General features: G+C 40.6%; 13 protein-coding genes. 5 read left to right on the forward strand and 8 right to left on the reverse strand.

The genetic code is table 11. The annotated features are described in order from the left end of the window. Positions 1-4 precede the first annotated feature (4 nt). Positions 5-259: a hypothetical protein gene (locus JC606_RS21810; RefSeq protein WP_198779428.1), complete on the reverse strand. Its 255-nt coding sequence runs from the start codon at positions 257-259 to the stop codon at positions 5-7. Between the two features lie 125 nt (positions 260-384). Then, positions 385-1,239 carry a winged helix-turn-helix domain-containing protein gene (locus tag JC606_RS21815; protein ID WP_233090571.1) on the reverse strand — a complete coding sequence of 285 codons (855 nt, stop codon included), beginning with the start codon at positions 1,237-1,239 and terminating at the stop codon, positions 385-387. A gap of 604 nt (positions 1,240-1,843) precedes the next feature. Here JC606_RS21815 and aroQ point away from each other — a divergent pair. From aroQ to JC606_RS21830, 3 genes are all read left to right on the forward strand, one after another. Then, entirely contained in the window at positions 1,844-2,377 is a 534-nt protein-coding gene (gene aroQ / locus JC606_RS21820; RefSeq protein ID WP_198779429.1) for a gamma subclass chorismate mutase AroQ, read from the forward strand. 938 nt (positions 2,378-3,315) lie between these two features. Beyond that, a complete protein-coding gene (locus JC606_RS21825; protein ID WP_198779430.1) occupies positions 3,316-3,609 on the forward strand; it encodes a hypothetical protein in 294 nt (97 codons plus the stop codon). A 6-nt stretch (positions 3,610-3,615) separates the two neighbouring features. Beyond that, on the forward strand, positions 3,616-4,473 hold the full coding sequence (locus tag JC606_RS21830) for an EAL domain-containing protein (protein ID WP_198779431.1): 858 nt from the start codon (positions 3,616-3,618) through the stop codon (positions 4,471-4,473). 188 nt (positions 4,474-4,661) lie between these two features. Here the strand turns inward: JC606_RS21830 and JC606_RS21835 are convergent, their stop codons facing one another. The 6 genes from JC606_RS21835 to trxB all read right to left on the reverse strand — a co-directional run bounded on the left by JC606_RS21835 (position 4,662) and on the right by trxB (position 10,652). After that, the gene (locus JC606_RS21835; protein ID WP_198779432.1) at positions 4,662-5,000 is read right to left on the reverse strand and encodes a hypothetical protein; all 339 of its coding nucleotides are present in this window, start codon (positions 4,998-5,000) and stop codon (positions 4,662-4,664) included. Positions 5,001-5,110: 110 nt separating this feature from the next. Then, positions 5,111-5,437, reverse strand: a complete 327-nt coding sequence (locus JC606_RS23475) for a nucleoside 2-deoxyribosyltransferase (RefSeq protein WP_332873244.1) — start codon at positions 5,435-5,437, stop codon at positions 5,111-5,113. After that, positions 5,398-5,691, reverse strand: a complete 294-nt coding sequence (locus tag JC606_RS23480) for a nucleoside 2-deoxyribosyltransferase (protein ID WP_233090573.1) — start codon at positions 5,689-5,691, stop codon at positions 5,398-5,400. The genes JC606_RS23475 and JC606_RS23480 overlap by 40 nt, the downstream gene beginning before the upstream one ends. A gap of 341 nt (positions 5,692-6,032) precedes the next feature. Continuing rightward, positions 6,033-7,754, reverse strand: a complete 1,722-nt coding sequence (cydC, locus tag JC606_RS21845; protein ID WP_198779433.1) for a heme ABC transporter ATP-binding protein/permease CydC — start codon at positions 7,752-7,754, stop codon at positions 6,033-6,035. Then, positions 7,747-9,531: a heme ABC transporter permease/ATP-binding protein CydD gene (gene cydD / locus JC606_RS21850; protein ID WP_198779434.1), complete on the reverse strand. Its 1,785-nt coding sequence runs from the start codon at positions 9,529-9,531 to the stop codon at positions 7,747-7,749. The genes cydC and cydD overlap by 8 nt, the downstream gene beginning before the upstream one ends. 161 nt (positions 9,532-9,692) lie before the next feature. Continuing rightward, entirely contained in the window at positions 9,693-10,652 is a 960-nt protein-coding gene (gene trxB, locus JC606_RS21855; RefSeq protein ID WP_008223323.1) for a thioredoxin-disulfide reductase, read from the reverse strand. 215 nt (positions 10,653-10,867) lie between these two features. On the opposite strand from trxB, the gene JC606_RS21860 reads away from it, so the two are divergent. Both JC606_RS21860 and JC606_RS21865 read left to right on the forward strand, forming a co-directional pair. Beyond that, the gene (locus JC606_RS21860) at positions 10,868-11,293 is read left to right on the forward strand and encodes an SRPBCC family protein (protein ID WP_233090575.1); all 426 of its coding nucleotides are present in this window, start codon (positions 10,868-10,870) and stop codon (positions 11,291-11,293) included. After that, positions 11,286-11,720 carry a MarR family winged helix-turn-helix transcriptional regulator gene (locus tag JC606_RS21865; RefSeq protein ID WP_102424202.1) on the forward strand — a complete coding sequence of 145 codons (435 nt, stop codon included), beginning with the start codon at positions 11,286-11,288 and terminating at the stop codon, positions 11,718-11,720. The genes JC606_RS21860 and JC606_RS21865 overlap by 8 nt, the downstream gene beginning before the upstream one ends. The last annotated feature ends 95 nt before the right edge of the window (positions 11,721-11,815 follow it).

Consider the following 11,815-nt stretch of genomic DNA (forward strand, 5'->3'; position numbering starts at 1 on the left):
AGAGTCAAGCACATGGGACAGGCATGTCTTCGCTCTGAATTAAGCAACAAAGCCTCATCAATGTCACTGAAGGCAGGTAATCACCAACAGCCAAGCTATTACCAACAAGGTTGAACGTTGTCTCGTGATTTAAAGTGATCGTGTTTTTTTTCCCCGTTGGAGCTATGTTATTGGCTGTTAAGTATTGTGCTGTGGAGACAACCATAGCCAATGACATCATAATAAATAGCGCAGTTAGTGTGATTAGAATATTTTTCATATTTACTCCTATTTAGTTAACGTAATAGTTAAAATCAACAAAAATATATCAAAACTTCCTTGCCAGAGTTCAAATTTTAATGTCATTAAAATTACACCAATAAGTTCAATATTAATCGATTCAGCTCAGGGGGGGGTATAATTTAGTTTACACAAGCTTAGAATTGTGGAAATTTGTATCATCCTTGATATGAAATTGTCCTTTTTAACCCTGTATGCGTATAAGTTGTTATATGCATTGTTTTTATATTTTATTGAAAAATCTGTCTCAAAGGCAACTTCATTACCTTTGTTTATAGTTATTTTAATACTTTTAGCATTGCATTTTTTTTGTGGCCTTGATTTTATAATAGCCTCGATGCTGTCTAGATCTAGATTTTTAGTCTTGTCGATGATTGTGTATTCAGTATTAACGTTTGAAACCAATCTTTGATTTGGAATATTGTAACCATGGGTGTCCCCAGCCATTAAAAGTATAGCGGTCGGTAAGGTGGAAAGTATTAAATTTTTTACTAAGGATAGTTTATACTGGAATTTTTTGTATATCCTAGTTTTTAAAAATTCTTTATCATGATTTACTTCCATATTGTTGTGTCCATTAAGTAATGGGGTGGGGTTACTTACACCATTATTTGAATCATCAATATAGATTTTATCAAGCCGATAACCTGCCTTACTTATAGTTGTGATTTTTATTTTTCTTATATTAATAGTAAGAAGGGCTTTTCTTAACATGCTTATTGTGTTTGTCAACGATTGATCAGACACTATAGAACCGTCCCAGCATTCGTCGAAAATTTCATCTTTACTTACACAGCGGTTGCTGTGTTGATGAAGATAAAGTAAGACCCTAAAAGGTTTTGGCCTTAATTGTATTAAGCTTTTGTCCTCAATATTCATTATTGAACGATCATCAAAGTTAACATGTAGTTTTTCATAAATCACGAGTGAATTTGTAACATTCATCATTTTATTCATCATTTTACTCTAGAGCTAATCTTGTGTTATTCGACGGCCTTGATTTTTTAGTACGGATTTTATTTATTTTTAAAGTAATGACCACAAAAAAAACAAGTGGTGTCATAAATGTGTCATTTTAGTTATTTTTAGTTTTTTTGTTTGGGTTTTATTTGTTGTGGATTGGCTTGTTATTGTTATTGTTGTGATGTATCTCTGGTGTTTATTAAGGTTTCGTGGGATAACGTATGAAAGTTCTATTAAAACAATGACTAGAAGCATTTAGTGGCTATCGAAGAGTATAAGCAGACAACAGGAGTTGAGTCTAAACGCTTAGACCTCATGATCTTATTAGTTAGAATTTTCAACCTAAATACTAGGTTTATCTCTAACCATGACCGAGAATTATTATTTTCCCAAAGTTTCGGGATTGAATAAAAATAATATGATATTTTTATAGTATATAAATAGTATCATGGCTTTTATTTAATATGTTAGTCAATAATATTATGGTGTGGGGAATGAAATCCATAGTTACTACTAGTTCAGAAATCACTAATGTAATGCCATGAGGTAAGTCATTTCCAGTTGAAATCGGTAGTTTAAATAAAAATAGGAATAAAATTTAATGAAGAAAATCGCCTTATCTGCACTTTTGCTTTGGCCTACTATCTCTTATTGTCAGGAGGATCCTATTAATGTGTTTAAAAAAATTGATGAACGCATGAGCTATATGCAAGATGTAGCTATATATAAAGCTATTCACGGGTTACCAATTGAAGACCTGAAAAGAGAGGAAATAGTTCTAAAGAAGTCTTCTTTGGCTAGTGAAAACTATGGATTGAATGTCGATAGTATGAAGTCATTTACTGTAGCTCTTATGTCATCAGCTAAAGCAATACAATACAGATATAGAGCAGATATGCTCAGTAAATCGGTTGATACACACGCTGCAAGAGACTTAAAAAGTGAAATACGTCCCGCGCTAATTAAGCTTGGGAGTGAGTTAAACATGTCGATATCTGAGTATTTAGGTTCTGGAAATGTTTTTTCTGATAGCCAATACAGTAATTTTAGCTCATCAATCACATCTTCTTATTTAAAAGAAGCTGACAAAAAATTACTTTTTAGCGCGTTAAAAAAAATTGATATTAAGAATTGAACTATAAATAGTATAATTTTACTTTTAATAAGGGGGACTTACCTCCCCAAAAAACACATTTTAAATTCTAATATTTCATAGGATTATCTTGTAAATATTAAACCATAACATCAGAGATTTGTTTTAATTGAATAATAAATCTCTGATGTTAGGTTTTCTCTATTTTTCTTGGTCTAATGTTTTGTTGTAGGGGCCGTGACTTAGAGGGGGATTGGAATATGTCAGGCTGTTTTTGGGGTTCTTTGATATTTTATTATTTGGATTCGTACATATAAAGGAGGGATTCTTGTTATGTTTGCGACCTGACTAGTGTGTGCTATGTGTTAGTATACCATCATGTTTCGAGATTATGGGTTTCTGATAGCTCTTCATTGGATATTTTCTAAAACAAAACAGCAAGCTTTACTCACAATGGTGAGCTTTTTATTTTTGATGCCAATCGTTTTGAGCAACTTTCTTAACGTACTGATCGTATTGGTTAGAGACAGTAGCACCATTCCAACATTCATTAAAAATCTCATCATTTACTCACACATCGACCATTATGGTTATAAAGATAGAGTAAAAAACGAAATGGTTTTGGCCTTAGTTTGATTAAGGTTTTATTTTCGATGGTCATTATCGAACGATCGCTCAGGTTTATATGTAACTCATTATTAATTACAAATGAAATATCATTATTAATTCTGTTTCTAAAAAATAATTATTTCTATTGTTATTAAGCCTAGACCAAATTGTCTTCTATTCTATTTTTTTTGTTTGGGATATCAGAAATAAAGTTCGTTTAAAAATGTGTGGAATGTATATTTGGTGTGTTTTTTGTTATCTTTTAATGGTGTTTTTTTCGGGGTATATAAGTAAAATAAATAACGTATTCACGGATAGAGCATCAGCAGTAAAAGGGATAATTAATCGTGTTGTTTTTTTGTGGAGTGGAAATGAAAGTAGTTTCAAAAGAAAGTGTTACGCGTATTCTGGGTGGCATCGAAGAGTATAAACAACTCGCTTGCGTGGAGTCTAAAGGGTTAGATATGATCAGCTTATTGGTGCGCTTGTGCCACCTACAGAGCAAAAAAATCTCAACTGATGACCGTCAAATCTTAGCAGACCATATTAAGGACCTGATATTTGAAGAGGTTGCATTTGCTCGGAGCATGGAGTTGGAGGAGGCAGAATCAATCTTATTGGACTCTATTCAGCCTCTGTGCTGCTCTAAACCAAGCAAATGTTGATCACCTATGCTTGAGTGGAACTCAGAACATCGTCGATACGAGATGACTATAGCTGGATTCAAAGTACACAGTGTATTTCAATCCATCAGCGATGATTCTCAAACCGTGTTTGGCTATGAAGCGCTTTGCCGAATTGAGAAGCAAGGTGAAAAAGTCAACATCAAGAGGTTCTTTAAAATACTCGAGGGTTTTGGTGAAAAGTCAGAGTTCGGATTTAAGTTCTTTCTTAATATTATGCATTTAAGAAATTTCAGACAATCGAGCATCTATGATCGTGATACCAAGTTATTCCTCAACGTGACACCTTGTTTCTTTAAATACTTTTCATACGAGCATGATTTAAACAATTTGTACCTACCGTTAATCGAAGAAGAGCAGGTCGACCTATGTCAGATTGTGGTTGAGATTGTCGAGGACTACTGTCCACTCGCAGATATCGAAAGCTTACATCGGGGCACGGAGTACCTAAAGAGTATTGGCATATCGTTCGCGTTGGACGACTTTGGTACGGGCTGGTCCGGTTATAGCCGCATGGCGATAGTGCAGCCCAACTACATTAAAGTCAGCAGAGAAATGCTGATCGAATTTGGTATGAGTAAATCAATAGAGAACAACTTGCTTGAAGAGCTGAATACCATTACTAGCCTGCAAGGGATTAAAGTGATCTTTGAGGGCATTGAAAATATCGAAAATTACCAAACTGCTGGTCGATATGGGGCTGATTATTATCAGGGTTACTATCTAGACCTTCCCAAGTCGTACCCAGTAAAAGTACAGAAACAAGGTGATACAAAGCCCACTGAGCAGTTTCGGCTAAATGCTTACCTGAGTAAGAAAACAAGAGTAACAAGTAAAAGCGCTTAACTTGCCACCCGCACAACGACAAGACAGCGTTTAACAATAAGCGATTTATCGATTCCCTTAACTGAACTGCCTATTATTGAGTACACTAACCTCTCGTGTGAGAGGTTAGCTTTTTGGACTGTGAAACGATACGGAGAGTGCTATTGGAATGGCTTTCATCAGAATGGTTTAGTAGGGAAAAGTTATCGTTAGCTTTGTTCGCTGTGTTGTTGGATTAACTGAATCAATTCGCTTTTGTTGTAGGTGCAATAGGCATGGAGAAACCTCTCAACCTCTTCAATTTCAACTTGGTTCACTCTGCACGATACATACCCTTCCTTCTGATCAACACCAAGCTTAATGTTGTAAAGCTGCTGTTCTCTATCCACAAAAAGACAAGTCCCTTCACTGGTACAAATACTAACGTTGGCGTTTTCGTTTGAGTTAATCGAAGACCATAAATCATCAAATGACGCTTTGATCGCATCATAGTCTTTGCGTTCCGCTACTTCGTCTCTTGTGAGAGACATCATGCAAATCTCGCTCATAGTTTTCCTCTCTATTTATGCCTTATCGTTAATACCTTATCGTCAATATAAATTCTCCCAGCATTGTGAGGGTGCTGGGAGAATCAATGTTATTCGGTTTAGATAGCGATTTACGCAGCCTTAGCATCGTTCTTTAGCTGTTCTAGACAACGGATGAACGCACGTAGGTTACGATACACTTCTGTTTGATCGTAAAACACGCCAACATTCTCTAATTCTATTGGGCCTGATACTGCGTTATCTAGCATTAGGTTATCAATTAAACCAAAGTTTTCTAGCGTCATGCCGATGCCATCCACATAGGTTTGCTCATCGACTTGCTTAGCATTTGGCAGTTGGTTTAGGTTTCGTTTTAAGAAAAGATCCGAGTTATTGCTGTAGGCAAGTACCGTTTTACCTAGCGCTTTACCAAAGCCCATTTCATAGGCTGTACCCACATCGCAGCTCGCGCCTCTGAAAGGAAAGGCGTCATGTTGGCGATGACGATATCACAGCTCTCAATAAGCTCTTCATTAGCGCGGCCAATTTTTAAGCCATTTTCCTGAGGGCTAGGTTCATTCAACTCTAGAATATTGTCGATTGGGAAAATACCCTCGAAGCCATAAGCTTCACAAATCTTCTTCTTTTGATCACCGATAGAGACAGCGTCACTTAGAAATACTTCTGGTCCTGCTAGATAAATGCGTTTCAACGTTTAACTCCTGATTAGCAACAGTGCTTGGGTTTGTGCTGATATTTTTATCTATTGGGTTGTTTAAGTAATAACCGAAAGTACACGGTTTGCTAATGTGTGGTTTTGGTGTGTTTTTAGCTTTATGGTTTAAAAAACGACTCTTTAGTGCTGTTTTGCTTAAGCTCATGATTTGAATATTACTTTGAGGCTGCTTTGTGTTCACTTAAGGCAAGAGTGTGACGGTGAGTAGAATGAGAAGATGACCTACGACCTACTTGAGATACAGAAAAATCGATAGGCAATAAAAAAGCCCGAGTATGAACTCGGGCTTTGAATGTTTTTTGTCAATGATGAAGCGACTAGATTGCCTGACGAAGTTGGAAATAGCGTCCTTGTTCGTTCAACAGTGTCTCGTGAGAGCCATGCTCTACAATCTCACCTTGTTCAATCAGAACGATAGAATCCATCGCTTCCAGACCAATCAAACGGTGAGTAATGAAGATAACCGTCTTACCTTCAAAATGCTTCTCAAATAGTGCCATGATGCTCTGCTCAGTTTGCTTATCTAGGCCTTCTGTAGGCTCATCAAGAAGCAGGATAGGGGCATCATGAAGGATGGCACGTGCAATACCAACACGGCGCTTCTCGCCACCAGACAGCTGACGACCACCGTCACCTAACCAGCTATTAAGATCATCATTCTCAAGTAGCTTTTCTAGGCCAACGTCTTTAAGGATGTTAGCTAGGTGTTCATCGTTGGCATCTGGTTTCGCAATCAACAAGTTGTCGCGTAGGCTGCCATTCAAGATGTCGACACGCTGGCTTACCACACTGATCGATTCACGCAGTTGTGACTCGTTCCATTGTGTTAGTTCAATGCCCGCGATAGATATATAGCCTTTCTTAGGATCCCAGTAGCGAGTTAGAAGCTGAATCAGTGTCGATTTACCCGAACCCGTTTGACCCACAATCGCTACTTTGTTCGTTGCCGGGATCGTTAGGTCGACAGCGTTCAGAACACTGCGCTCAGAGTCAGGGTAGTTGAACGTCACGTTTGAGAACGTAATATCAAGCGGCTTGTTGATGTCGAGCTTCTCTTCCGCGAACTGAACTTCAGGCTCTGACAAAATCACTTCATTCAAGCGACGTGCAGAAGACAGAGTCTGACCTAAATGCTGGAATGCGCCTGCGATTGGCATTAACAGTTCAAAACTTGCCATGGTTGCGAACGCCATTAGCGCAATAAACGGATCAGGTGCATTACCACCCACGCCGTCAGCCGCTAGCCAAAGCATAAGAACCAGTGTCAAACCGTTGAACAGCATCAGCGCTGCTGAAGCCATACCGCTTAGGTTGGCGTTCACAAACTGGTTCGCCATCAGCTTCTGTTGAGTTTCTAGAATCGCATTACGGTAACGCTCTTCGGCACCAAACAGAGTCAGCTCGCTGTAGCCTTCAATCCAATCCAGAGTGGTAACACGAAGGTCGGCTTTGTTTTGCGTAAGCTCACCACCGTTACGTTTACCCAGCTTGTAAAACAAGACAGGCCAAATCAACAGCATGATAAGCAGGATAGAACCTAAGATAAGGCCTAGCGAGGTATCAAACCACATCAAGAACAGAGTCAGGAAGAAGATACCAAACACACCAACCGTCACAGGGCTTACTAAGCGCAAGTAAACGTGGTCCATGGCGTCGACATCAGCAACCAAGCGGTTGAGTAGGTCAGCGTCACGCAGGTTTGAGATACGACCTGGGATCAGCGGAGCCAGCTTCTTGAAGAAGAAGATACGCAGATCAGTCAGTAGTTTGAATGTCGCATTGTGGCTTACAACACGTTCACCCCAACGACCCGCAGTACGACTCATGGCCAAACCACGTACACCACCGCCCGGCAGCATGTAGTTAAAGGTTTCACGCGCAATCGTCAGGCCAGCAACCGCAGAAGCGGAAATGAACCAACCCGATAGCGTTAACAAGCCAATAGAAGCTGACAGAGTAGCAAAAGCCAATAGCATGCCTAGCGATAGGCCAAACCAATGCTTTTTATAGAGTTTCAGGTAAGGCAGTAAATCACGCATCTAAATTACCCTTGTTGTCTTGTTGAGCTAAGTTCGCTTTTAGCATCTCTTCGAATAAACCACCCGCAGTCGAAAGCTGAGAGTAATGACCCTGTTCCACAAGACCACCATCGCGCATAACCATAATGTTATCGACCGATTGAAGAGGAGCCAGTTGGTGCGTCACAAGCAGGGCAGTGCGACTTTCAATGTTGCTGTTGATGCCTTTCATCACTAGCTGCTCACTACGAGTATCTAGGCTAGCAGTAGGTTCATCAAGCAACCAGAATTGGCCGTCTTGAATCATTGCGCGAGCCAGTGCCAAACGTTGAGATTGACCAACAGATAGGCCGCCAGAACGATCAGAAATCATGTAGTCCAAGCCGTGCTCATTAACGAACTCACTAGCGAAAGATTGGTCTAGTGCGTTTTGAACCGTTTGGTCTGTGATATCTTGCTTACCTAGGGTGACGTTGTCATGAATGCTGCCGTGCAGCAACAGTGGGTTTTGACCAACCCAGCTAATGGTCTTACGCCAAGATGTCAAGTCTAAATCACGCAGTTCAATACCATTGATTTTCAAGCTTCCTTCATAAGGCATGAAACCAAGAATGGCATTAATCAAACTTGTCTTACCCGCACCACTTGGGCCAACTAATGCCGTTGACTGGCGAGTATTCAGTGCGAACGAGATTGGGCCTACCAGTTGAACACCTTCAGGGCTCAATACTTTCAAATCTTGAGCTTCAATATTGATTCCTTGAGCTGGGTCCAGTTGAGTGTCACCTGATTTAACCTTAGTGATGTCGGTTTCTAGGAACTCAACAATACTCTCGGCTGCGCCTACCGCTTGTTGTTTAGCGTGGTAGAAAGTACCTAAGTCACGCAGAGGTTGGTAAAACTCTGGCGCCAAGATAAGGATAAACAGACCTGCGAATAGCGTAATGCCAACACCGTAGTGACCAAAGTTAAGCTCGCCGATGTAAGTAAAACCAAAGTAAACCGCCGTCATCGCAATCGAGATAGACGTGAAGAACTCAAGCACTGCAGACGACAAGAAAGCGATCTTCAATACATCCATTGTGCGCGTTCTGAACACCTCAGATGCACCTTTCAACACTTCTGTTTCAGAGCTAGTGCGGTCGAAAAGACGAATGGTTGTCATGGACTGCAAACGATCGTAAAAGTGACCTGAAAGACGCTGAAGCGCTTTGAAGTTTTTACGGTTTGCGTCTGCGGCTTTCATACCCACCAATGCCATGAACATCGGTACCAGTGGCGCAGTCAGCAAGAAGATAAGGCCGGCTGCCCAGTTTACTGGGAATACCACAACCAAAATAATGAATGGAATCAGTACCGACAAAGACATCTGTGGCAAGTAACGTGAGAAGAAGTCTTGCATGTCTTCAACTTGTTCTAGCAACAGCGTTGCCCACGTACCGGCTGGCTTACCTTTGATGTAAGCAGGGCCCAGTTCGCGTAGCTTGTCTAGAATGAGCTGCCTAATGTAGACACGGATCTGTTCACCACAGCGATAACCTGCGATTTCACGACCCCATGTACAGCCCGCACGGCCAACGACCGAGAGTGCCAAGCCAGCAAAATGACCAACCAGTTCAGATTTATCGACATTCTCGATGATCAACTGGTGAAGAATAGAGGCGAGAAGCGCTGCTTGAGCAATTAAAAACACACTTGAAAGTACGCCAAGGCTAATCGCAATCATAAGCCAGCGTTTTGCTAACTTACTTTGTTGCTTAAGCCACTTATTCAAGCTGCGTTGTTTTTTCTTATCCATTATGAAGGCTTAATGATAATTATTATTCGTTGAGGGCGGCTAGTATACAAAAGAAAGCCCAGTGGATATACCACTGGGCTTTAGGGATTTACAACAAAATGTGATGACGCCCTGCATCTACTAAGGTGAGAGCATCGATAATCAAATCTGCAATCTCAGATTTACTTATCGTTAAGGCCATCTAGGAAGCGTTCAGCATCCAGAGCAGCCATACAACCAGTACCAGCAGAAGTGATCGCTTGGCGGTAGTTGTGGTCCATAACATCACCCGCAGCGAACACGCCTGGGATGCTTGTTTGTGTCGCGTTACCTTCAAGACCAGACTGAACGATGATGTAGTCATCTTTCATATCTACTTGGCCTTTGAAGATTTCAGTGTTCGGTTGGTGACCGATAGCGATGAACGCGCCCATTACGTCGATATCTTCTGTCTTGTCAGATTGAGTATCTTTAATGCGAACGCCTGTTACGCCCATATCGTCGCCAAGAACTTCGTCTAGCGTGCGGTCAGTGTGAAGAACAATGTTGCCGTTCTCTACTTTGTCCATTAAACGCTTAACAAGAATCTTTTCAGCGCGGAACGTGTCACGACGGTGAATCAGGTGAACTTCAGACGCGATGTTAGATAGGTAAAGAGCTTCTTCAACTGCTGTGTTACCACCACCAACAACCGCTACTTTCTGGTTGCGGTAGAAGAAACCGTCACACGTTGCACAAGCAGACACGCCGCGGCCTTTGAATGCTTCTTCAGACTCTAAACCTAGGTACTTAGCTGATGCACCTGTTGAGATGATCAACGCATCACAAGTGTACTCGCCAGAATCGCCTTTAAGACGGAAAGGGCGGTTTGATAGGTCTACTTCGTTAATGTGGTCGAACAGGATCTCTGTTTCAAAGCGCTCTGCGTGCTCTTTCATGCGATCCATCAGTGCTGGGCCTGTTAAACCTTCAGCATCACCCGGCCAGTTTTCCACTTCTGTTGTGGTTGTAAGCTGACCACCTTGCTGCATACCAGTAACCAGAACTGGGTTTAGGTTTGCACGAGCAGCGTAAACTGCAGCTGTATAGCCAGCAGGGCCAGAACCAAGAATCAATAAATTACAGTGCTTTACGTCGCTCATGAGGACTCCGAAATTGAATTTGTTTTAATTTATAATCGCTTAGGATTGTATGGAAAATATGGAGGCAATAAAAGTGTAAACAAGGGCTGAAGTGTAATTAATCGTTATAGTTTAGAACTTAATCGAGACAAACGTTTTCGTGGCTGGAAGTGATGTTGCAAATGTACCTATGATGAACTATTGTAAACTAGTTTACTAAATTGCAATCAGCTAGGATGGGAAAAGTGATTTTTGAAGAACGTATTTGTATTGAAGCATCACCTCAAGACATATATTCGCTATATGTCGATGTAGAAAACTGGAATCAATGGGATAAAGAAGTGGTCTACTCTCGTCTACTGGGGGTATTCGAGGTTGGTGTGAAAGGCGTTATAAAGCCGACTAATGGGCCTAAATCAAAGATAGTCATTACGGATGCTACACCAAATAAGAGCTTTACTGTCATGAGCAAACTGCCATTCTGCCTTCTATCATTTGAGCACCAGTTACAGGCTAAAGGAGAAATAACGGAGGTAACTCATAGGGTTAAGTTTTCGGGGTTAACCAGTTTTTTGTTTGGGAAAGTCGTAGGAAAGAAAATTTATGATGGACTACCGTCTACTCTTGAAGGATTAAAAAAAAGGGCAGAGAACAATGTTTAAGCATGAACTTCCATCGGACAGCGTAGGACTACAGCTCTGGGTTGCTTATAATAAATGGCATTCAGAGGTAATGAAACTCCTTAAGCCGTTAAACATCAACCATACTCAGTTCGTTATACTCGCTTCGATACTATGGTGTAACAAGAACAAAAACGAAACCACGCAAACAGAAGTAGTCAATATTACAGGCTTGGATAAGATGACATTATCAAAGTCGATGAAAGCGCTGGTTGCGAATGATCTTATCACCAAAGATAAAGGTGTTAGAGACTCACGAAGCTTTTCTCTGAGACTCACGAAACCTGGGGAAGCTCTAGCAATAAACGCAATAGCGCAGGTGGAAGAGTTAGACCAACTATATTTCGAAAGCTTAAAGGGCGAAAGAGGACGATTTATTTCCCTGTTAGCAGGCCTTAAGAGCCCTTGAATTAAAACTCACTATTGGACAAAAACCACTCAGACCTAAAACTCTAATTTGTTTTATTTGGATTACTTATTTTTGGAAAAAATGGGTAATCATTA

The sequence above is a fragment of the Vibrio sp. IB15 genome, from assembly GCF_016406055.1.
GTDB lineage: Bacteria > Pseudomonadota > Gammaproteobacteria > Enterobacterales > Vibrionaceae > Vibrio > Vibrio chagasii.

What these genes read in the sequence shown, in the direction of transcription:
- JC606_RS21810 (WP_198779428.1), bottom strand. Translation starts at nt 259, where the DNA reads ATGAAAAATATTCTAATCACACTAACTGCGCTATTTATTATGATGTCA.
- JC606_RS21815 (WP_233090571.1), bottom strand. Translation starts at nt 1,239, where the DNA reads ATGATGAATAAAATGATGAATGTTACAAATTCACTCGTGATTTATGAA.
- aroQ (WP_198779429.1), top strand. Translation starts at nt 1,844, where the DNA reads ATGAAGAAAATCGCCTTATCTGCACTTTTGCTTTGGCCTACTATCTCT.
- JC606_RS21825 (WP_198779430.1), top strand. Translation starts at nt 3,316, where the DNA reads ATGAAAGTAGTTTCAAAAGAAAGTGTTACGCGTATTCTGGGTGGCATC.
- JC606_RS21830 (WP_198779431.1), top strand. Translation starts at nt 3,616, where the DNA reads ATGCTTGAGTGGAACTCAGAACATCGTCGATACGAGATGACTATAGCT.
- JC606_RS21835 (WP_198779432.1), bottom strand. Translation starts at nt 5,000, where the DNA reads ATGAGCGAGATTTGCATGATGTCTCTCACAAGAGACGAAGTAGCGGAA.
- cydC (WP_198779433.1), bottom strand. Translation starts at nt 7,754, where the DNA reads ATGCGTGATTTACTGCCTTACCTGAAACTCTATAAAAAGCATTGGTTT.
- cydD (WP_198779434.1), bottom strand. Translation starts at nt 9,531, where the DNA reads ATGGATAAGAAAAAACAACGCAGCTTGAATAAGTGGCTTAAGCAACAA.
- trxB (WP_008223323.1), bottom strand. Translation starts at nt 10,652, where the DNA reads ATGAGCGACGTAAAGCACTGTAATTTATTGATTCTTGGTTCTGGCCCT.
- JC606_RS21860 (WP_233090575.1), top strand. Translation starts at nt 10,868, where the DNA reads ATGGGAAAAGTGATTTTTGAAGAACGTATTTGTATTGAAGCATCACCT.
- JC606_RS21865 (WP_102424202.1), top strand. Translation starts at nt 11,286, where the DNA reads ATGTTTAAGCATGAACTTCCATCGGACAGCGTAGGACTACAGCTCTGG.